This window comes from Nostoc sp. (genome assembly GCF_054880495.1).
In genome coordinates, this window is the sequence record NZ_JBTYKD010000058.1 from 1 (window position 1) to 19,408 (window position 19,408).

The following is a 19,408-nucleotide window of genomic DNA, read 5'->3' on the forward strand; positions in this document are numbered from 1 at the left end:
ATTTTCACGTAAAATTGCGACAGCGATCGCCTCTGCTTCAGTCACAGTAATGTCAGAATCTGCAATTGCTTGCTCTAGCACTTCCCCTAAAAGTTGGCGACCCCACTTTGCACCCAAGTAGTACAATTCTGGAATTGAGTGTGCATCAGAAGAATACATTAATTTAGTAGTGGGAGTTAATTCTAATAGCTGCCTAATTACTTCCCGCATCCCGGATACACTTAAAAAAGGTACTGCCAAACCGAAATCTAAATAAACTTGGGGATATACAGAAGCCAAATAACCAGCCTCCTGCATGTAAGGATAGGAAGCGTGTAGTAATACTAATGGTACATGGCGGTACTGGGGTAACTCTAGTAAATATCGCAGATTTAGGGGATTAGCCAATCGTAAATCCAAGTCTGGATCACCATAGCCAGTATGGAATTGCACTGGTAGGCGATATTTAGCTGCTACTAATAACGCCTGTTGTAACAGAAAATCAATCAGGGATTTATCAGTCAGTCGCAGAGGTTGATTTTGCAGTTGTTGTTTGAGTAGGTCAAAGTGAGCCGCTGCCACCTCGTCAGCTACAGGTTGAATATCCAAGCCACTCCGGTAACAGGCAATACTTTTAAAAGCCACCACTCCAAACGGTGGTGGATCAAGTTCGCTGTTGAATCTTGCTAGAAAAGTTGCAAAATCTTCTGATTGCGGAATTAGCTGTTCTGCTAATATTTCTAATCTCAGAATTCGTCGCACAGGAATAAACCTTTCATGCCACGATATCGGTAGAATAGTTTCTGCCTGCAAACCATCATCTAAGTAAATCGCCTCTAGGTTAGCGGCCCGAAAATAAATCTGCGTCAGTTCTTCTAACCCTAGACTTTCCCGCCGTGCCAAAATTGCTGCTTCTTCAGCTTCGCAGTTTAATAAAGCTCCAATCTCGCGCAAGCTACGCCGATAAAAGAACGTATGACAGGCATGGTAGTTGATGATTTCTGGATCGTAGCTCTCAGTGAAGGCAGCCGCGTAAGGATATTGGGCAACAACTTCTGGTCTTAAGATGTTGTGGGCGTGTTGGTCAATTAAAGGAATGTCAGCTAGATTCATTGGTAGGTAATCAAATCACTAGTATTTCTCTAATAAGGTTTTCACTTCTGCGGTTAATTCCCAATCTTTCATCGCTAGCCACTCCGCTTGACGCACTGCTAAGAAAGCTTTCGCTAACTGGGGATTTAAAGCTGTTAATAGGATATCGTTTTGCTGAAGGTGAGCGATCGCTTGCCCCAGATTATCTGGTAATCGGTCTATTTGATTAGCATTGCGTTCTGCAATTGATAAATATCCAGGGTCTTGATTCACCGGGTTTCCAGGTGTTAGACCACGCTGCACACCATCAAGCCCGGCGGCAATTACTGCTCCTATTGCTAAGTAAGGATTAGCTGAGGCATCCACAGTTTTCAATTCCAAGTTGCTTGGACAGCCCAAACCAGGGTCACTGGGAACTCTCACGGCTGCCTCTCGATTATCTAATCCCCAACAGCGAAAAGCACCACTCCAACTATGAGGAAGAAGGCGGCGGTAAGAATTAGTAGTTGGGGTAGTTAATGCCATCATTGCCGGAAGATGGTGTAGAATGCCAGCAATAAATTGTAATGCTACCGGAGAAAGGCCACAGATTCCCTCTGGGTCAGGTAACAGGTTTTTCTCGCCATGCCAAAGGCTCAGATGGATATGACAACCACTACCAGCCGCATCCGGGAAGATTTTGGGTAAGAAGGAAGCGATCAGGTTGTGCTTGTAGGCGATCGCTCTGACGGTTTCTCGAAAGGCAATCTGCCAATCAGCTGCTTGCAAAGCATCGGTATAGCGTATGGAAATTTCCTGCTGACCTGGGCCAGCTTCAGGATAATACTGTTCTACAGGTATGTCTTGAGCGATCAGTGCATCAGCGATCGCATCAATTACTTCTCGGTTGAGATCCATTGCCTGAGTTGAGGCAAAAACTGTGGAGTCGGCAGGAATGATTCCATCAGGTGTTTGCCGAAGTAAGTAAAACTCATTTTCAAATGCTGCCCGAACTTCCCAGCCATTAGATTCGGCTGCTGCAATCATCCGCTTCAAGAAATTTCGCGGGCATAATGGCCAAGCAGAACCATCTAATACCATATTGCCCATAACACGAGCATGACCAGGAGCATAAGGTAAAGGCTTGAAGCTAGACCAATCTGGTACTAAGCGAATTTCACCTACTGGCCCTAAACCAGTTTCGGGCACAACTGCATCATACATCACAGGAATTCCCTGCTGCCCTACAGAAATACCCACCCCATGCTCAAAGTAGTGATCTAGCATCCCCAAATGTACGGCTTTGCCACGGATAATGTTGGCATTATCGCACCAAAGAACTCGCACGAATTTTACACCAGTTTCTTCAAAATATTTACGTGTTTTTTTCCAGTTATTTTTTTCAACCATTACTAGTTATTTTGTAAAGATTCAGGTCTAAAGTTGAGGTATTAGGGACTTCCAAATAAAAAAATATCCCAAAACTGACGCAAAAATCCTCTCTATTTCTCTTGTCTGTGTGTTGCGCCAGTTGCTTCTTCCAGGGGGAGACGCTGCGCGAACAAGTCGGGGAACCCGCCCAACGCACTGGCTTCTCTGCGTCTGGAGTGGTTCGTTTCTTTGGATTTATTTCTTGCAAGTCCCTTAATCTCAAGCAAAAGTAGAAAAACCTAGATTCGGTGGAATATCCTGAATCCGTCCAGGCCCGATCGCTCGTAATGCTTCTTTGAGTAAAATATCCCCAGTATACAAAGCACGTCCGACAATTACGCCAGTCACGCCTTGAGGTTCTAACGCCAACAAACTCAACAAATCGGTGAGAGAACTTACCCCACCGGAAGCAATTATCGGGATGGAAATTGCCGCCGCAAGTTCTCGCAAAGCTTCCAAATTCGGGCCTGTAAGTGTGCCATCACGCTGGATATCGGTGTAAATTATGGCGGCTGCGCCCAATTCTTGCATTTGTACAGCCAGTTGGGTTGCTAAAACTTCTGAGGTTTCTAACCAACCGCGAGTTGCTACAAGTCCATCACGGGCATCAATCCCGATGATAATCTGTTCGGGAAATTCTGCACACAATTCTTGCACTAGCTGGGGTTGTTCTACGGCGATAGTTCCGAGAATTGCCCACTGTACGCCTAGATTAAATACTTGTTGTACGCTGGTGCGATCGCGCAATCCTCCACCAATTTCAATCGGCACTGACACTGCTTGTGCGATCGCTTCAATTGCCTCCAGGTTTACTACTTTACCTGCTTTGGCACCATCTAAATCAACTATATGCAATCTCGTAGCACCTTGATCTACCCACTGTTTGGCAACATCGGCAGGATTTTCGCTAAAAACTTGTGAGCGATCGTAGTCTCCTTGATACAGTCGTACACAGTGGCCTTCTAGTAAATCAATCGCTGGAATTACATCCATTTACTTGTTCCTCATAACTCAATGCAATCAAACGCTAGCTATAGCTGAATTTACTATTTTTCTATTAGACCTCTTGCAAAAGTCCCTAACATCCCACCCCCAACCCCTCCCCGCTAGCCTACGGTATACACACAAGTTATCGAATCACTAGCAGTCCTCGAATTACCCCACCCTAACCCTCCCCTTGCAAAGGGCAGGGAACTAAATGTTCCGGTTTCCCCCCAATGCATCGGGGGGATTAAGGGGGGTAACTCCGATTTGTGTGTACACCGTAGCCTCTTCGGGAGGGGAGACAAAGCGTATCTTTGGCGGGGTGGGGTTCTTATTTTTGATTTATGCAAGAGGTCTATTTTTCATTATTAACTTTCAATTGCCTTACAGCTTGCCCAAAACCCAGCACAAGCAAGATGTTAGAAAGGGTCAAAAATAGTTCTGCACCACCGTGCAACCAATCTACATTGGCCAAAGACTCGCCATAATGCAATTGCGCGTAAATTCCGGCTGGGATGGTAACGGCAACAAAGACGAGAGTCCCGTAAAATCCATATAGCGCTAAACGCGGCATTTGCGGACTGCGGCTGATATACCACAAGAAACCCAAATAGGGAAACAGTGAAAGTGCAAACAGGGTTTCTTTAGAAATCATTGCTCTAATTTGATAGGTTTTGGTTCAACAGTGTTAGCAGACTTGGTAGAACGCCAAATCAAAAACGCTGCTGCCCAAAGCGTAAAATTACCAACTAAGGTCATGGTAGCTTGAAGCGTTACCAGCCATTCTAGAGATTCGGCGTTGTCGAAATAATGCCAGGTACAAGCACACATGGCGCTGACCAAAGCTGGTAACATGGCCAGGGATAATCCCCACCAATTGCGGTTATTAGTGAGTTCGCCGTAAGTCCAGATTAACCAAATGGCGACAATCCACTCAATAACGCTAGAAATATGAATAATCCAGGTGGGAATTGATAGGGCGTTCATAAGAAAGTTAGAGACGCGATTAATCGCGTCTGTACAGGAGTTAGGGGAGACGCGATTAATCGCGTCTGTACAGGAGTTTGGAGAGACTCATATCTTGCACCTCACCGTATAATCCCAGAAAAAGTAAAAAGATGTGCGATAAAGCTACCTAATTTTTATTGGCTTTTATCGATAAATCAATACTTTTACTTTTTTACTGAGTAATAAAATCACATCAATTTTTGTTGGTGCAAGATGTGAGGAGACGCGATTAATCGCGTCTGTACAGGAGTTTGGAGTATCAAGGTGATATCTAGCTTGAAATTTATATTTGTTTAAACAAAATCTTCACTTGTTCTTTTAGAATTTTAAAAATTCCAAGTTCAGAGGTTCAACGTCCGAGTTCAGAGGGAGTTCTAACTATCTTCTACACTATTTAAAGTAGAACTTGGGAATGAGTTTACCATCTGTATCGGGGACAGAGATTCATTTCACAATAGCTATTAATCTAAAATCGTTCAACTGAGCGTTCGCGTAGCGTCTCGTAGAGAAGTCGAAGTCCAAAATCCAAAATGGTCAAGATGCGGGCATTATTATCTGGGTATTACGGTAAAGGTAACGGTGGTGACGAAGCTTTATTGGCAACGCTTCTGCAAATGTTACCATCTCGCGTAACGCCTGTGGTGCTTTCTGGCAATCCACAGGAAACGCGCGATCGCTACAATAATGTAGAAACCTATGATCGCATGGCTCCCTTACATATATTTGAAGCTTTACGCTCTTGTGATGCCTTGATTTGGGGCGGCGGGAGTCTTATTCAAGATGTTACCAGTACTATCAGCCCATTTTATTATGGGGCATTGATGGCATTGGCGCAGAAAATGGGTTTGAAAACCATTGCCTGGGCGCAGGGTATTGGCCCCTTAGTGCATCCGCAAACTCGCTGGCTGGCAAGGCAAACTTTTAGTAATTGTACCAAAATTAGTGTCCGCGATCGCGCCAGTGCTGCTTTATTATCTGATTGGCAAATTCCCTGTATCATAGCTCCTGACCCGGTTTGGGCGTTGGAATCGAAACCAGTACCGGGACTTTGGGATTTACCTGCGCCCAGAGTTGCGGTAACGTTGCGATCGCATCCCCAACTTACTCAAACACGCCTAGCAAACTTAACTCGTGCTTTGGTTGACTTTCAAAAAGCTACGCAAGCTTTTATCTTATTACTGCCGTTTCAAAAAAGTGAAGATTTAAGTATTGCCGAAGCTATTCAACCCCAACTTAAAGATGTCAGCCAGATTTTGTGTCTGGAAGATCCGCAACTTTTAAAAGGTGTGTTTCGCGGCGTTGAAATGGCAATCGGGATGCGCCTGCACAGCTTAATCATGGCAGCTGCTGAAGGTTGTCGTTGCTTTGCTCTCAGTTATGACCCCAAGGTAAATCGTCTCATGGAAGACTTGGAAATGCCTGGATGGGATTTGGCGAGTTTACCCGATGACCCCAATTTAATTAGTCTGACTTGGATGGAGCATTATGCTAACGGTGAGCCGTTATCATCAAAGAAAATCCAATCTTTGCTAGATAGGGCATTAATGCACCGCGAGTTATTGAGCCAAGCTTTTTGTAATAGTTAAGACTAAAACCTCAGTAATTGGGCGGATTGCACATGGGAGTTTCAAAGCCTCTCCCCGAAGCGACTACGGTGTAAACACAAGTCTTCAAATTACCCAAAACAAAAACCTCACCCTGTCCTGACTTTAATCCCTCTCCGAAGTCACGGAGAGGGACAGGTTTTGCGTAGCAAAACCAGGGTGAGGTTTTCTTGAGCTATTCGAGAAACCGTAAATTGTGTCTAGAGAGACTTGTGTGTACACCGTAGCCGAAAGCGGAAAGATGAATTGAAGCTGGGCTTTTGGTATACTCTACGACTTTTCAAACATCCTCTTATGGCGGGAAAGGAGTAATTGTCAAAGTTTTCTAAATTGAGAAGGAAAATACTTAAGTATATTCTCTATGAAAAGAATGTCTGTTTGGTTAGCAGGAGTTTGCTGTCTTGCAGTGCAAACAGCAGTTATTCATGTCTGGCTCATCGGCTCTCTAGCAAAGCGTTGGAATGTGAAAGCAGGGGAATTGCCATACATCATGAAAGTAACTATCTTCGCCCTACCGAGTTATGCCATTTTAGCACTCACCGTAAGTATTTTAGTCTTAGCAATTAGTTCCCTACGTCAACAACAGGTTATGAAATTTGAACCTTTGAATCGCGTGTCAAATTAGAACATCAGAATTAAGTAGCTTTGTCCAGATTTCTACGAGCGGTTAATGATTGGTTTTACCACTGACAATCCCTGACCACTGTACTTTTTTCTCTTTCTCTCGGCGGTAAGAAAAGAAATGCTCTGGAGTTTGGAAAGTACAATAAGGTGCGATCGCAATTTGTTCTCCACTAATCCCCATATTTTCCAGTTGTAAAGTATTCACTCGCCGGACATCCAGCCTTACCTTTCCAGGATTGGGATCCTCCAGCAAAGGTGAATTGGGTAGCTGATGTAATGCAGTGATAATTTTTTGTTCGTCGTTATATGGTACAATAGTACCCCCGACTTCAGCCGCCACATCAATAGAGACTTGGTAAACCTCACCAGCGATCGCAGGTCCCATTGCAATTCGTAAATCATCGAGTTTGTTGCCTTGAGATTGTAGTCGAGCGATCGCTAAGGGGACAATCTTTTTAGCAGTTCCGCGCCAGCCTGCATGTAATGCTGCCACCTGTCCAGTTTTCACATCCCCAATCAGCACGGGTGTACAATCTGCACTAGCTACCCAAACAGCTTGTAGAGGCTGTTCGCTAATTAAACCATCTGCCGATGCTAAATCATCCCCAAGAGTGCTTAAGAGGCTATTAATTTCTTCGGGGGTGAGAATAGTATTGCCATGTACCTGCTTTAAGCGATAGACTGATGCCTCTGGTTGCAATACTTCTGTGATAACTTGTGGCGATCGCGGCCAAAACTGCTGGGTAAAGAAGCCGTGATGCCAACGTTCCAGAATACTACAAGTTAGATAAGGCAGTCCTTCCCAATTGCGCCAGTGCCAAGTGTGCATCTTCAACCAAACCTAAACACAAATCACTCATCAGCCAATCAATGCTAACTTGAACAACGGAATTTGGGTTAACTGCCGTGGGATTTAATCTGCAAAACTTGGAAGCAGCCTTGAAAGCAGGGCGCAAGTATACATATTTACCATTTTCCCTTCACTTTTTTGAAAGCGTCTCCTCAACTAACCAAACTCTCTGGAACTTACTCAAGCAAGGGGCTATTTCAGGAACAGTAGTAATCGCAACTCAGCAATCAGCAGGGCGGGGACAATGGGGACGCCAGTGGATTTCTCCGGTTGGGGGATTATATGTTTCCGTGGCGATTTCTTTCGATCACAAAATAGAGGCTACTGACAGCTACCAGCTAACTTTTGCTACTGCTTGGGGAATTGCGTCTCAATTGCGCCAGCGCGGTGTAGATGTGGGGATAAAATGGCCCAATGATTTAGTTTTAAATGGTCGCAAACTAGGCGGCATTTTGACAGAAACCAAAGTAAACAAAGGACAAATCACCCAAGCAGTAATTGGTATTGGTATTAACTGGCTAAACCCAGTACCGGAAACTGGAATCAATCTGGAATCGTGGCAAACATCCCAAGATTTCAGACCAATTTATTGTCTGGAAATGCTCACCTCTACAGTCTTATTGGGAATAGAATCCGGTATGCAGTGCCTTTGCCAAGAAGGAGTAAACATACTCTTGTCTCGCTATTTAGACTTGCTTACAAACATGGGCGATAAGGTGTACGTCAATAATCTTTCAGGTACTGTAGTAGGGGTAACATCTCAAGGAAATTTACGAGTTGATTTGGAAACAGATGATACAAAGGAACTAATTACACCGGAAATTTATATTGAACCCGGTACAATCAGTTTGGGATACCATAAATCTTCCGTTTAAATTTGAGGTTTGTTCAAGATTTAGCTCTTTGGGCAAGACAAACCACTAGCATCATCTCTTTAGGCTAATTACACACAACTGAGAGAACAAATGACGCAGCACAATAATTCTGCCCATCATCGTTTGCATTACTTATGGCAGCAAGGTCTGACAAAAAAACGCTTTGCCTCGACACTACCAGCTCAGAGCCTCTGTTGGCTGAGTAGCCTTAGCCTCCTTAGCGGCGGCTTCGTGTTTGCCCAAACGGAAACACAAATAGACAACATCGTTCCCACTGTTGAAAGTTCCCAACCAACAGCAGTTACAAATCCAGTTAAAGCCTCTCTGCGAGACGCTACGCGTAGCTTGCTTCCACGAAGTGCTACGACTCCGCTCGGCTTAAAAAAACAGGCTGTTGCACCAGAAGCAGCTCAAGCGCCACCAGAATTTTCCCAACGGCAAGCCAGACTCAGACACAGACTACACAAGCCAGAGGTTGCTCAATCAAAAGAGCCAGTTAGGCAGTCTACACCCAAAATTGAAGCTGCTAAACCTGTTGTGATTATCCAGTCAAAGCCCAAGGTAGAAACCTCCCAGTTTACTCCTGCAAGGGTGAGACAGGAAAAACCCAATATCCCAGCCCGCTCTTTACCTGAAAAACTAAGAGAAGTTGCTCAACCATCAAATAACTCCAACAGTAGTGTCAGTGCAACGGCGGAGAAAACCAAGGATTATAATAACGCCTATATTGATCCTAATAGTTATGACAGTGGTGCCACAGCTAGTTATCAAGCACCAAATTCTGTAATTCTCACAGACCGTTCCAGTGGTTGTCAAGCCATCTTGCCGTCAGGGCAAAGCGTATTGGCCGGCATTTGTGCCAAAGTACCCCAAAGGAGTGTAGCTGATTCCAATGGTAAACCAGTACCTAATTGGCTCAGAAGAAGTCAAAATGCACAATTAGCAGTAGTTCCACCCGTGCGGCAGATTGCAACTACTGGTAGCCCCAGCAGATGGCGTCCTACTCAAAGTGCTTCTAGTGGTGACACCAAGACCGCATTTCGCCAGAATCGGTTTATCCCGAATCCTGGTGAGTTCAGCCCTACAACAGTGAGTGCAACTCCCATCACGCCCAGTGGTGGCACTTTACCTCCACCAATGGCAGATGGCAACATTGCACCCCGCCCCAGCAGCGTAGCTTACGACTTCTCGCTGGCATCAGTATTGCCGCAAATCCCCTACACTGGGGCAGTCGCTTACAGTGGTACAGGAATGATGTATCCACTGTCTATTCCCGCTCCCATTACCTCGTTGTTTGGTTGGCGAGTTCATCCCATCACAGGGAACCAACGCTTCCATGCTGGTACAGACTTGGGTGCGCCTACGGGAACACCAGTTTTGGCAGCTGCTGCTGGTCAAGTGGAAACTGCTAACTGGATGGGTGGTTATGGTTTAACCGTTATCCTAAATCACAAATCTGCTGAACAAACTCTCTACGGTCATATGTCAGAAATCCTTGTGCAACCTGGTCAATGGGTACAACCTGGAACTATCATCGGGCGAGTTGGCAGCACCGGGGCTTCCACAGGACCTCATCTGCACTTTGAAGTTCGCCACCTAACACAGGACGGGTGGGTTGCTGTTGACCCAGGTGTGCAATTACAAGGCGCCCTCAGCCAGTTAGTGCGAAGCTTACAAACCGCCCAGGTAAGCCAGGAACCAGGTAGTTAGAAGAAAGTTAAGAGTGAGGAGTCAAGAGTTATGAATTTAAAACTCCTAACTCCTGTACAGACGCGATTAATCGCGTCTCTCCAAACTCCAAACTCCAAACTTTTTTAATTACAAATACCCGTGTTCTGTTAAGAATGTGGATGTAATGCCATCTATACTATTGTCATCAGGGGCTGTGGTGTGTGGGTTGCCAGAGTAAAGGAATTTTTCCACGTATTTGCCGAGAATATCTCCTTCTAGATTCACCAAACTCCCAGCAACCAAATAGCAAAGATTTGTCTCGGCATAGGTGAGGGGAATTACAGCCACCTTGAATTGGAAAAGTTCTGGCTCGTATGCGGCTACTGTGAGGCTGATGCCATTGACAGCAATGCTACCTTTAGGGACAATGTAGCGGGCGATCGCTTCGGATCCAATAAAGGTGATTTCCCAAGAACTAGCCGTTTGTTCTGCCGCTAGCAATCGACCGATGCCGTCTACATGACCCATCACAAAATGACCGCCAACTTTGCTGCCCACCCTTAGCGACGCTTCTAAATTGACATATCTCTGTGGCGTTTGTTCACCTCCCAAAGTTGTGCGGCGTAGCGTTTCTGGTGAAGCCGTGGCAATAAACCCGTCTTTTAAAACTTTTTCTACTGTCAGGCAAACGCCATCTACTGCAACACTGTCGCCATAAGCCAAATCTTGGATAATTATTTCACCGGATTGGCTTAAACAAGTAATTTGCCAAGAATCGCCCCCTAAGGGTTCCATTGTTCCTAATGCCTGGATTAATCCTGTAAACACGGCTTTTTTGTCAAACTAACTCTATTTATTGCCTAATTTTGCCTGAAATCAATTGGTAATTCTCACAGAAATCTAGAATATCCAAGTATATTTTTTGACTTTTTTTCGGATAGGAATATTAACACATTACCATCCTTCACAAGGCATACTTGGGTAATAAGGTTATTGTCTAAGAAGACCAATTGGAATTACTCTGGTTTTCACCACAAGTTCGGAGTTTAATAGAAGCAATTATAGCCAACAAATGCTTATGTTTATTACTGTCGGCAAATCTCCAAATAAGGGGTATTATTTGTTACACAGCATTCAAGACTCTCAAAGGATTGTAGAGGCTTAGCCAATGATTGAAATGAAAGTCGCTGGCATAGCATTAGATGCCATAACTCGCAGCCCGATCGTACTTTTGAAAGATTCTTCAGATCGGCGGGCTTTGCCAATTTACATCGGTCAGGAACAGGCTAGGGCAATTATGGGCGCACTGGACAATCAGAAGCCTCCCAGACCCTTAACCCACGACCTGATTGTGAATCTTCTAGAGACTTGGAACATGACTCTAGAAAAGGTGATCATTCATTCCCTACAAAAGGATACATTTTATGCAGCTTTAATCGTCCAGCAAGGCGATGTTAAAAAAGAAATTGACGCGCGTCCTAGCGATGCGATCGCTATTGCCCTCCGTACAAATACCCCCATTTGGGTAATGGAAGAAGTGATTGCTGATGCTTCTATCCCTGTTGATCGCGATGCAGATGAAGCCGAACAGCAAGCCTTCCGTGAATTTATTTCCAATCTCCGTCCTGAAGATTTGATTAAGCGCTTTGGTAATGGAGACAGCTAGGCAATTTTAGATTTTGAATTTTGGATTTTGGATTGAAGGAAAAATCTAAAATCTGTCTTGGAAAGTTCAGATCGCCGGAAGCCGGCGCTCCGACTTTCCGCAAAATCTAAAATCTAAAATTGAATGACTCCTAACTCTTTGTTAAAGATGCAATACCGACGCTTTGGGAAAACGAATCTGCGTCTCTCGGTTTTTTCTCTGGGAACAATGCGCTACTTGGCTTCTTCTGAAAATGCTCACCAAACCATCGAACAAGCCTTAGCGCTAGGAATTAATCATCTAGAAACTGCCGGAGGTTACGGCAAAAGTGAGGAGTATCTTGGTAGGGCGCTAAAGGCTGGGTTGTCAGTACCCCGAACGAGACTTTATGTCACTACCAAAATCTCACTCACAGCAGACGCTGACACCATGCGTCGGTGCATCGACGAATCCCTAGAACGATTACAGCTAGATTATTTAGATTGCTTAGGCGTTCATGGTTTGAACACTTGGCAACATTTGGAGTGGGTGCAAGCCAAAAATGGCTGTATGCAAGCTGTAAAAAAAGCTGTTGCTGATGGTCGAGTGCGACACGTGGGTTTTTCCACGCACGGACCATTAGAAGTAATTCAGGCAGCAATCAATACAGATTTTTTTGAATTTGTCAATCTGCATTATTACTATTTCTTCCAAAGAAATGCACCAGCGATTCAGTTAGCAACTGAGAAAGATATGGGCGTTTTTATAATTTCTCCTGCTGATAAGGGAGGACGTCTTTACACGCCACCTCAAACCCTAAAAGACCTGTGTCAGCCGTATTCACCCTTAGAATTAAGTTATCGATTTTTACTTGCTGATAACCGTATTACTACTTTAAGTATAGGACCAGCAAACCCAGATGAATTAATGGAACCTTTGCGAGTTGCTGAGGATGATGGAGAGTTAACATCAGCAGAAATTTCTGCTTTCCAGCAATTAGAAAATCACCAAAAACTTGCTTTGTCAACTGACAAATGTAGCCAGTGTTATGCTTGTTTGCCCTGTCCAGAAAATATCAATATTCCAGAGGTATTGCGGTTACGTAATCTTGCCGTAGCATACGACATGAAAGACTATGGACAATATCGTTATGGAATGTTTGAAAATGCCGGTCACTGGTTCCCTGGAATGAAAGGCGATCATTGTACAGAATGCGGTGATTGTTTACCTCGGTGTCCAGAAAAATTAGATATTCCAGCTTTGTTGGAAGATGCTCATGAAAGATTAAATGGCAAAGCAGGTAGGAGATTGTGGGGTTGACACTCTCCGGTCTAAAGACTTACTCTGTACACACACACAAGTCGGAAAACCTCATTCATCACATTGGCTTGAATCTGGTAGGGTGCGTTATGGACATGTGCAATTGCACCCTCTGGAGCTACATTGTATAACGACGTATAACGGCTAAATTGAGCGGCTGCAAACCATCTTCGCAATACACCAATATCTCTCGACAGTCCGCTCCAATGATTTGTTAGGCTTAATGTAAGGTAGTCATTCTTTTAATAATGCCCGAAATCCTGCCTGCTGAAAATGAGTATCGGCAGTCAGTGCGTCAGTGATTCCTCGATCCTGCATCACGATGAATGATATACAGTCTACTAAACCCCATTCTTTGTCTTCTCGTTGCTTAAACAAATTGAATGCTGATCTGTATAGGCTATTGGTTAATAAAACAACTTCGACACTGGGATCAGTTTCGAGGGATTCCAAAAGTTGGATTGCTGCCCCTCTGTATCTTTGCTTTGAAAGCGCATTACCTATTTCTAGCAAGATGGACTGAGTTGTCACTAAACGGGTTCTGTTAGTCTCAATTTGATTAGCAAGCTTAACAGCAAGTACATGATTTTGATCGGTGACTGAAGATAATGCAATCGCAAAAGAAGTATCTAAAAAAACTTCAGTCATTGTTCAGAAAGGGTTTCTCCATACAAGTATTGATCAACTTTTTCTGACCAATCTGGCTTACCCTGTAACTTTAAAGACTGAGCAGTTTGAAGAAAGGTTTTATGTGCTTTTACTTCATTAGGTAAAACACTTTCAACGATAATTCGCACCCTCGTACCTGCGGCTAGGTTTAAGGGTACTTCTAGTTGAAGGGCTGTTCCATCAAATACGGCTTCGAGTTCTTGTGGCATCATTCTCTAAAGGCTGAGGACTATTTTAGTATAGCCCGACCATTACCTTTAGCCGTCAGGCGTGGCAACAGCCCTAATAATAGCGAGCAATAGTTGAAAAAAGGTGCGTTACATTTTATTAACGCATCCTATAAGATCAGTAATCACACTACTAACTTGCAAGAGTAGTGTAGCCTGAACAGTTCCAAGAGCCGTTCCATCTACGATTACAAATGCGCGCTTTGAACACTCGCTCTGCAAAACTCAGAACTATGTCAAGACGTAATACATTTCCTGTGGGATCGTAAAGCTTTACATCTGTACCGTCCGCTCCACTGCGTTGTTAGCTGGCTTGTCGCAACGGGCTAGTTCAAAAAACTCTCATATTCATCATGATCACCGATCCAAATCCAATAATAATCGTCGCCCTTTTTCAAAGCTAATGCTCGATACCCACCACTGACACGGGCAGACCAAAGGTTTTTACCAACTTTTTTAAAATGCAACGAGGGATGAAGTGAATTTTCCTGCCAAAGTTGATAAGCTTTCCGCACTTGCTCTTGCATCTCAGGTGACAACTCGGCATACGCTTTCCAAAAATCAGCCGTTGCAAAGGACTTCATCCAGATCCCTCACGTTGTTTGCTGCAATGTCCTCCTCTGCTTGAGCAATGAGACGATCTAATTTTCCTGATGCTAAGTCCACTTCGATTTTCCGATCCCACATCTCATCGAGATATTCTTGAAGCCATTTTGCCAAATTGCGAACTTCATCCTCTGATAATTGCTTGATTGCTGATTCAACTTCTAGGCGAGTGTTCATCGGGTACTCCACATACTAAAAGCAGATATGTATGCCCACTAATTATAGCTTAGAGGTCAGCAGAGCTAAAAAAATAGACAGCAGCTATTTGAAAGCCTTTGTGTAAAAGTCAGTACTCGCCGCCGCAAACAGCGCACATCCACGATCAGATTCTGAAGTTAATGCTTGGCGAAACTGAACGACTTTCTGTCTGTGTGCGACAACGTAATCTTGAATTTTTTCGTTCATATCCGAAGCTTATTGACTCTGTAGTGGATTAATCAAGATGACGCTCCAAGCGTGTACCTGTCTCCGAAGCCTAACTATTTATTATACAGAAATTTTCCGTATAATCTTTTTCTAAATCCTAATATATCAAGCATTACAGCTACCTTCTTTCTGGATATGGGGAAAACTTCTTTTTTAAACCCCTATTGTTGGATATTATACAGAATTTTCCGTATAACATCCCTATTTAGGATATTACACGGAATTTTCTGCACAACTTCCAATGGAACAACGTCCAAAGAAACTCCTCGAACAGGTGCAAGATATTATCAGGCTTAAGCACTATTCTTATCAAACACAGAAAACTTATATTTACTGGATTAGACGCTATATCCTTTTTCATAATAAGCGCCATCCTAAAGATATGGGGAGTAAGGAAATTGAAGAATTTTTAACACATCTTGCTGTAAATGAAAATGTGGCTGCATCAACGCAGAACCAAGCACTTCATGCTGTTGTTTTTCTCTACAAACAGGTATTAAAACAAGATTTAGATTTGAAAGTCGATGCGGTTCGTGCAAAGAAATCTAAATATTTACCAACCGTTTTGACAAAAGATGAAGTTTTAGCAATTATTCAAAAATAATCCTGCGTACATTAACTTTTAATTAAGTTACTTTATGGCACAGGACTACGCTTAACTGAAGGACTGAGTTTAAGAGTTAAATTTGCCCAAAATCAAATTATTGTACGCGACAAAAAGGAAATGAAAGTCGGGTGACGATGTTACCTGAAAGTATTGCTGAAGAATTAAAAATTCATTTACAAAGCGCAAAGTTGGCGGTGTCGGTTTCCGTCCCGCCAAACTTTGTAAAAAGTGTAAAAATTATACATCAACAAGATTTCCAAAAAGGTTATGGTTCGGTTTATTTACCTTTTGCTAAGATGAGAAAATATCCCAGAGCCAAGTATGATTGGATTTGGCAGTTTGTTTTTCCTTCTGGAAGCATCTCTAAAGACCCCCGTAGTGGTGAAGTTCGTCGTCATCACCTTCACGAAACTAGTTTACAAAAAGCGTTAAAACAAGGGGTTCGCCAAACTGGTATTCAAAAAAAAGTGGGTTATCATACGTTTCGCCACAGTTTTGCTACCCATTTATTACAAAATGGTTACGACATCCGCAACAGTGCAAGAATTACTCGGACACAAGGATGTAAAAACCACGATGATTTACACCCATGTACTTAATAGGGGTGGTAAAGCTGTTCGTAGTCCGCTTGATTACAACTACTGGCATATACATATTTTGCATGAATTTTGAACACCTAAAATGGTACAAAGTTAACACCCTAGTGCGTTAGCCTACGGCATAATACACCCTACAAAACTAGTTTTTAGGTTTCAACTTCGGGGTTTTCAGCCAACATTCTGATAAAAATGTAAAATTAATAAAGATTAAAAGAGTTAGGAAGATCCGCTCAAGCTGGGGGATCTCGCCCAAAAAAAGATGAAAATTAAAAAAAAAGAAATATCCTACGCCAATCACTGACGGTTTTCCGCTACAGTGGACGGGCTGTAAACTTAGTATGGACTACTAGCCGATCGCTGACTATTCTTCTGGCTAGTTTAACTTTAGTCGCTGGTCTTTTACCGGCGGCGATATCCTACATCACTAAATTAATTGTTGATGCAGTGGTATTTGCATCTCAAGTTAAGTTACACAGCAATGGTTCTGTGAATATTTCTCACCCTTTGTTGTATGTAGGATTTGAAGCGATCGCTGTAATTCTACTAGCAGGCAGTCAGAGAGGACTGATCATTTGTCAGTCGTTATTGCGGGCGCTAATGGGTCAGCGTGTGAATGTACTCATCTTAGAAAAGGCGCTGAAACTGGATCTTAGACAGTTTGAAGACTCAGAATTCTATGACAAATTGACCAATGCACGACGAGAAGCATCGGTTCGTCCTCTTTCCTTAGTAAACCGCACCTTTGGGTTAGTGCAAAATGCTCTTTCCCTAATCACCTACGGTATTTTGCTAGTAAATTTCTCAATTTGGGCGGTGGTAATGCTAATTGTGGCAGCTATGCCCGTATTTATTGCGGAAACAAAATTTGCTGGGGAAGCCTTTCGCTTGTTTAGTTGGCGTGCGCCCGAAACTCGTCAACAGCATTACTTAGAAAATCTGCTAGCAAGAGAAGATTTTGTCACAGAAGTCAAACTCTACCAACTGGGAGAGATGCTGCTAGGACGTTACCACGACCTGTTTGATCAACTCTATGCCGAAGACCGCGATTTGACTCTGCGGCGAGGATTGTGGGGGTATCTCCTGAGTTTAGTTAGTACTGGTGCTTTTTACGTAGCTTATGCTTGGATTGTGCTAGAAACAGTGCTAGGTAAGATTTCCTTGGGAGATATGACGCTGTATCTGACGGTTTTTCGCCAAGGACAGTCTACTTTTTCTAATGCCCTGACTTCTATTGGAGGAATGTATGAAGACAACCTATATCTATCAAATCTCTATCATTTCCTGGAAGAGGAAGTACCAAAGTCTTGGGGGAAGGCAACCATTGGTTTAAATCCCCAAGATGGTATGCGTTTTGAGAACGTATCATTTACTTATCCGGGAAGTTCCAAGCCAGCGTTGAAAAATATTTCGCTGCATTTGAAACCCAGAGAGAAATTGGCAATTGTGGGTGAAAACGGTTCCGGTAAGACTACCTTAATCAAACTACTTACCCGACTCTATAGCCCGGATTCTGGACGAATTTTCTTAGATGGCTTGGATTTACAGGAATGGGATGTGGATGTCTTGCGGCGTCGCATAGGTGTAATTTTTCAGAACTTTGTCCGCTACCAATTTACTGTGGGTGAGAATATTGGCGTGGGTGATGTCGAATATCTCGAAAATAAAACCCGTTGGCAAACTGCTGCCCAAAAAGGCATGGCGCAATCTTTTATTGACCAATTACCCGAAAGCTTTCAGACTCAGCTTGGTCGTTGGTTCAAGGGAGGACAGGAACTTTCTGGGGGACAGTGGCAGAAAATTGCCCTCTCTCGTGCTTTTATGCGATCGCAAGCAGATATCTTGGTGTTAGATGAACCAACATCAGCAATAGATGCCCAAGCTGAGTTTGAGATTTTCAATCATTTTCGCGCTATTACTCAAAATCAGATGGTGCTTTTGATTTCCCATCGCTTTTCGACGGTGCGGATGGCTGACAAAATCTTAGTTATAGAAGACGGGGAAGTTATCGAACAGGGAACTCACGAAGAATTATTACATCTAGGCGGACGTTATGCCAAGTTGTTTCTGTTACAAGCAGCTGGTTATCAGTAGGAAAGGGGGCTGGCAGTCTTGATTACAGGTTATTTGTGAAGTGAGGTACTTAGTACAGCTTTGCGTAAAATCGCAATGTTTTTAAACGCAGAGGGACGCAAAGTGACGCAGAGTTTTGGTTAATTTATTTGGCTACGAATTAATCAAATATTGTATTTAGTGAATTCAGATAGCGATGCCCTTCGACAGGCTCAGGGTAAGACCTAGGTTGGGCTGCGCCTACGCACACCTTGTACAAAACATGATAATACCTCTATCTAATTACGTTAAACTGTTCGGTAAACATGGGTAAAATCTCTTTCGTGCCTAGACGCTCCGTATCGTTAAACATTGCTACCCGATAAAATTATGCAAATAACACAACAGCGATACTATACCCCAGAGGAATATTTAGAGTTAGAGGAAGTTGCTGAGTATAAAAGTGAATACATTGATGGGCAAATAATTTCTATGGCGGGTGGAACAGTAAATCACAATCAAATAGCACTCAACTTAAGTACTGAGTTGAATTTTGCTTTTAAAAAGCAGAACTACCGGGTTTTTATGGGTGATGTTCGTCTGTGGATATCCCAAAAGCGAACCTATACGTATCCAGATGTGATGATTCTGGCGGGTGAACCAGAGTTTTTTAACAACCGAAGAGATATAATTCTGAACCCACAAATCATTGTTGAGGTTTTATCAAAATCGACCAAAGGCTACGATCGCGAAGATAAATTTCAGGCTTACCGAACTATTTCTACCTTTCAAGAATATTTATTAATTGATCAAACTCGGATTCATGTAGATCAATTTTCCAAAACTGGGAAAAAGCAATGGGCGCTTCGTGAATATGATGAAGAAGATGAAGCGATCGCACTTGTAACCGTACCATTTGAAATTTCTTTACAGGATTTATACAACAAGGTGAAGTTTGAGCCTGTTGAGTCGGAAGGGGAAAGTGCTGATGTTGATGAATTGCAGTAAGGGTGCGTAGGCGTAGCCCATTGTTCTCGTAGCGTCTCGCAGAGAAGATATCGCTTAATTTATCTCATCTGCTGTGCGCTAGTGACATACTCCACACACTCCCAATGAGGGTGAGTGTGGGCATCTGGGCGACTCCTCTAGGAGGACATTAACTGAAGCTCTAGAGCCACTATGCC

Annotated in this window: 21 protein-coding genes; 10 read left to right on the forward strand and 11 right to left on the reverse strand. The window is 43.4% G+C overall.

Annotated elements, in window-relative coordinates; all coding sequences use genetic code 11:
• The 5 genes from ACYTXL_RS06885 to ACYTXL_RS06905 all read right to left on the reverse strand — a co-directional run.
• Window positions 1–1,092, reverse strand: a 1,092-nt coding sequence (locus tag ACYTXL_RS06885) for an amidohydrolase family protein (RefSeq protein ID WP_461924052.1), incomplete at its 3' end; no start/stop codon positions are given.
• An 18-nt stretch (window positions 1,093–1,110) separates the two neighbouring features.
• Window positions 1,111–2,460 carry a glutamine synthetase family protein gene (locus tag ACYTXL_RS06890; protein ID WP_461924053.1) on the reverse strand — a complete coding sequence of 450 codons (1,350 nt, stop codon included), beginning with the start codon at window positions 2,458–2,460 and terminating at the stop codon, window positions 1,111–1,113.
• A 240-nt stretch (window positions 2,461–2,700) separates the two neighbouring features.
• Window positions 2,701–3,474, reverse strand: a complete 774-nt coding sequence (hisA, locus tag ACYTXL_RS06895) for a 1-(5-phosphoribosyl)-5-[(5-phosphoribosylamino)methylideneamino]imidazole-4-carboxamide isomerase (protein ID WP_461924054.1) — start codon at window positions 3,472–3,474, stop codon at window positions 2,701–2,703.
• 346 nt (window positions 3,475–3,820) lie between these two features.
• The gene (locus tag ACYTXL_RS06900) at window positions 3,821–4,120 is read right to left on the reverse strand and encodes a DUF3593 domain-containing protein (RefSeq protein WP_461924055.1); all 300 of its coding nucleotides are present in this window, start codon (window positions 4,118–4,120) and stop codon (window positions 3,821–3,823) included.
• The gene (locus ACYTXL_RS06905) at window positions 4,117–4,452 is read right to left on the reverse strand and encodes a DUF2499 domain-containing protein (RefSeq protein WP_461924056.1); all 336 of its coding nucleotides are present in this window, start codon (window positions 4,450–4,452) and stop codon (window positions 4,117–4,119) included. The genes ACYTXL_RS06900 and ACYTXL_RS06905 overlap by 4 nt, the downstream gene beginning before the upstream one ends.
• 560 nt (window positions 4,453–5,012) lie before the next feature.
• Between ACYTXL_RS06905 and csaB the strand changes: the two genes are divergently transcribed.
• Complete coding sequence (gene csaB / locus ACYTXL_RS06910; RefSeq protein WP_461924057.1) at window positions 5,013–6,059, forward strand: polysaccharide pyruvyl transferase CsaB; 1,047 nt, start codon at window positions 5,013–5,015, stop codon at window positions 6,057–6,059.
• Window positions 6,060–6,438: 379 nt separating this feature from the next.
• The gene (locus tag ACYTXL_RS06915; RefSeq protein ID WP_461924058.1) at window positions 6,439–6,702 is read left to right on the forward strand and encodes a hypothetical protein; all 264 of its coding nucleotides are present in this window, start codon (window positions 6,439–6,441) and stop codon (window positions 6,700–6,702) included.
• 42 nt (window positions 6,703–6,744) lie between these two features.
• Here ACYTXL_RS06915 and pgeF read toward each other — a convergent pair whose 3' ends face one another.
• Window positions 6,745–7,530, reverse strand: a complete 786-nt coding sequence (gene pgeF / locus ACYTXL_RS06920; protein ID WP_461924059.1) for a peptidoglycan editing factor PgeF — start codon at window positions 7,528–7,530, stop codon at window positions 6,745–6,747.
• Between the two features lie 77 nt (window positions 7,531–7,607).
• On the opposite strand from pgeF, the gene ACYTXL_RS06925 reads away from it, so the two are divergent.
• Complete coding sequence (locus ACYTXL_RS06925; protein WP_461924060.1) at window positions 7,608–8,426, forward strand: biotin--[acetyl-CoA-carboxylase] ligase; 819 nt, start codon at window positions 7,608–7,610, stop codon at window positions 8,424–8,426.
• Between the two features lie 90 nt (window positions 8,427–8,516).
• Window positions 8,517–10,136, forward strand: a complete 1,620-nt coding sequence (locus ACYTXL_RS06930; RefSeq protein ID WP_461924061.1) for a M23 family metallopeptidase — start codon at window positions 8,517–8,519, stop codon at window positions 10,134–10,136.
• A 108-nt stretch (window positions 10,137–10,244) separates the two neighbouring features.
• On the opposite strand, the gene ACYTXL_RS06935 is transcribed toward ACYTXL_RS06930, so the two are convergent.
• Entirely contained in the window at window positions 10,245–10,925 is a 681-nt protein-coding gene (locus tag ACYTXL_RS06935; RefSeq protein WP_461924062.1) for a riboflavin synthase, read from the reverse strand.
• A 340-nt stretch (window positions 10,926–11,265) separates the two neighbouring features.
• Between ACYTXL_RS06935 and ACYTXL_RS06940 the strand changes: the two genes are divergently transcribed.
• Window positions 11,266–11,763, forward strand: a complete 498-nt coding sequence (locus ACYTXL_RS06940) for a bifunctional nuclease family protein (protein WP_334902571.1) — start codon at window positions 11,266–11,268, stop codon at window positions 11,761–11,763.
• A gap of 147 nt (window positions 11,764–11,910) precedes the next feature.
• A complete protein-coding gene (locus tag ACYTXL_RS06945) occupies window positions 11,911–13,041 on the forward strand; it encodes an aldo/keto reductase (protein WP_461924069.1) in 1,131 nt (376 codons plus the stop codon).
• 234 nt (window positions 13,042–13,275) lie between these two features.
• On the opposite strand, the gene ACYTXL_RS06950 is transcribed toward ACYTXL_RS06945, so the two are convergent.
• From ACYTXL_RS06950 to ACYTXL_RS06965, 4 genes are all read right to left on the reverse strand, one after another.
• On the reverse strand, window positions 13,276–13,689 hold the full coding sequence (locus ACYTXL_RS06950; protein WP_461924063.1) for a type II toxin-antitoxin system VapC family toxin: 414 nt from the start codon (window positions 13,687–13,689) through the stop codon (window positions 13,276–13,278).
• Window positions 13,686–13,922 carry a hypothetical protein gene (locus tag ACYTXL_RS06955; RefSeq protein WP_461924064.1) on the reverse strand — a complete coding sequence of 79 codons (237 nt, stop codon included), beginning with the start codon at window positions 13,920–13,922 and terminating at the stop codon, window positions 13,686–13,688. Before ACYTXL_RS06955 ends, ACYTXL_RS06950 begins: the two co-directional genes overlap by 4 nt.
• A gap of 341 nt (window positions 13,923–14,263) precedes the next feature.
• A complete protein-coding gene (locus tag ACYTXL_RS06960) occupies window positions 14,264–14,521 on the reverse strand; it encodes a type II toxin-antitoxin system RelE family toxin (RefSeq protein ID WP_461924065.1) in 258 nt (85 codons plus the stop codon).
• On the reverse strand, window positions 14,499–14,720 hold the full coding sequence (locus ACYTXL_RS06965; RefSeq protein ID WP_461924066.1) for a hypothetical protein: 222 nt from the start codon (window positions 14,718–14,720) through the stop codon (window positions 14,499–14,501). The genes ACYTXL_RS06960 and ACYTXL_RS06965 overlap by 23 nt, the downstream gene beginning before the upstream one ends.
• A gap of 490 nt (window positions 14,721–15,210) precedes the next feature.
• Between ACYTXL_RS06965 and ACYTXL_RS06970 the strand changes: the two genes are divergently transcribed.
• From ACYTXL_RS06970 to ACYTXL_RS06985, 4 genes are all read left to right on the forward strand, one after another.
• Window positions 15,211–15,573 (forward strand): phage integrase N-terminal SAM-like domain-containing protein, encoded by a 363-nt coding sequence (locus tag ACYTXL_RS06970; protein WP_461924067.1) that lies wholly within the window; start codon window positions 15,211–15,213, stop codon window positions 15,571–15,573.
• Between the two features lie 137 nt (window positions 15,574–15,710).
• A complete protein-coding gene (locus ACYTXL_RS06975; RefSeq protein ID WP_461924070.1) occupies window positions 15,711–16,175 on the forward strand; it encodes a tyrosine-type recombinase/integrase in 465 nt (154 codons plus the stop codon).
• Between the two features lie 282 nt (window positions 16,176–16,457).
• Window positions 16,458–18,266, forward strand: a complete 1,809-nt coding sequence (locus tag ACYTXL_RS06980) for an ABC transporter ATP-binding protein (RefSeq protein WP_461924071.1) — start codon at window positions 16,458–16,460, stop codon at window positions 18,264–18,266.
• A gap of 348 nt (window positions 18,267–18,614) precedes the next feature.
• A complete protein-coding gene (locus tag ACYTXL_RS06985) occupies window positions 18,615–19,232 on the forward strand; it encodes a Uma2 family endonuclease (RefSeq protein ID WP_461924068.1) in 618 nt (205 codons plus the stop codon).
• The last annotated feature ends 176 nt before the right edge of the window (window positions 19,233–19,408 follow it).

What these genes read in the sequence shown, in the direction of transcription:
- ACYTXL_RS06965 (WP_461924066.1), bottom strand. Translation starts at nt 14,720, where the DNA reads ATGAACACTCGCCTAGAAGTTGAATCAGCAATCAAGCAATTATCAGAG.
- ACYTXL_RS06905 (WP_461924056.1), bottom strand. Translation starts at nt 4,452, where the DNA reads ATGAACGCCCTATCAATTCCCACCTGGATTATTCATATTTCTAGCGTT.
- ACYTXL_RS06960 (WP_461924065.1), bottom strand. Translation starts at nt 14,521, where the DNA reads ATGAAGTCCTTTGCAACGGCTGATTTTTGGAAAGCGTATGCCGAGTTG.
- ACYTXL_RS06930 (WP_461924061.1), top strand. Translation starts at nt 8,517, where the DNA reads ATGACGCAGCACAATAATTCTGCCCATCATCGTTTGCATTACTTATGG.
- ACYTXL_RS06975 (WP_461924070.1), top strand. Translation starts at nt 15,711, where the DNA reads ATGTTACCTGAAAGTATTGCTGAAGAATTAAAAATTCATTTACAAAGC.
- ACYTXL_RS06915 (WP_461924058.1), top strand. Translation starts at nt 6,439, where the DNA reads ATGAAAAGAATGTCTGTTTGGTTAGCAGGAGTTTGCTGTCTTGCAGTG.
- csaB (WP_461924057.1), top strand. Translation starts at nt 5,013, where the DNA reads ATGCGGGCATTATTATCTGGGTATTACGGTAAAGGTAACGGTGGTGAC.
- hisA (WP_461924054.1), bottom strand. Translation starts at nt 3,474, where the DNA reads ATGGATGTAATTCCAGCGATTGATTTACTAGAAGGCCACTGTGTACGA.
- ACYTXL_RS06985 (WP_461924068.1), top strand. Translation starts at nt 18,615, where the DNA reads ATGCAAATAACACAACAGCGATACTATACCCCAGAGGAATATTTAGAG.
- ACYTXL_RS06945 (WP_461924069.1), top strand. Translation starts at nt 11,911, where the DNA reads ATGCAATACCGACGCTTTGGGAAAACGAATCTGCGTCTCTCGGTTTTT.
- pgeF (WP_461924059.1), bottom strand. Translation starts at nt 7,530, where the DNA reads ATGCACACTTGGCACTGGCGCAATTGGGAAGGACTGCCTTATCTAACT.
- ACYTXL_RS06900 (WP_461924055.1), bottom strand. Translation starts at nt 4,120, where the DNA reads ATGATTTCTAAAGAAACCCTGTTTGCACTTTCACTGTTTCCCTATTTG.
- ACYTXL_RS06970 (WP_461924067.1), top strand. Translation starts at nt 15,211, where the DNA reads ATGGAACAACGTCCAAAGAAACTCCTCGAACAGGTGCAAGATATTATC.
- ACYTXL_RS06955 (WP_461924064.1), bottom strand. Translation starts at nt 13,922, where the DNA reads ATGATGCCACAAGAACTCGAAGCCGTATTTGATGGAACAGCCCTTCAA.
- ACYTXL_RS06940 (WP_334902571.1), top strand. Translation starts at nt 11,266, where the DNA reads ATGATTGAAATGAAAGTCGCTGGCATAGCATTAGATGCCATAACTCGC.
- ACYTXL_RS06890 (WP_461924053.1), bottom strand. Translation starts at nt 2,460, where the DNA reads ATGGTTGAAAAAAATAACTGGAAAAAAACACGTAAATATTTTGAAGAA.
- ACYTXL_RS06950 (WP_461924063.1), bottom strand. Translation starts at nt 13,689, where the DNA reads ATGACTGAAGTTTTTTTAGATACTTCTTTTGCGATTGCATTATCTTCA.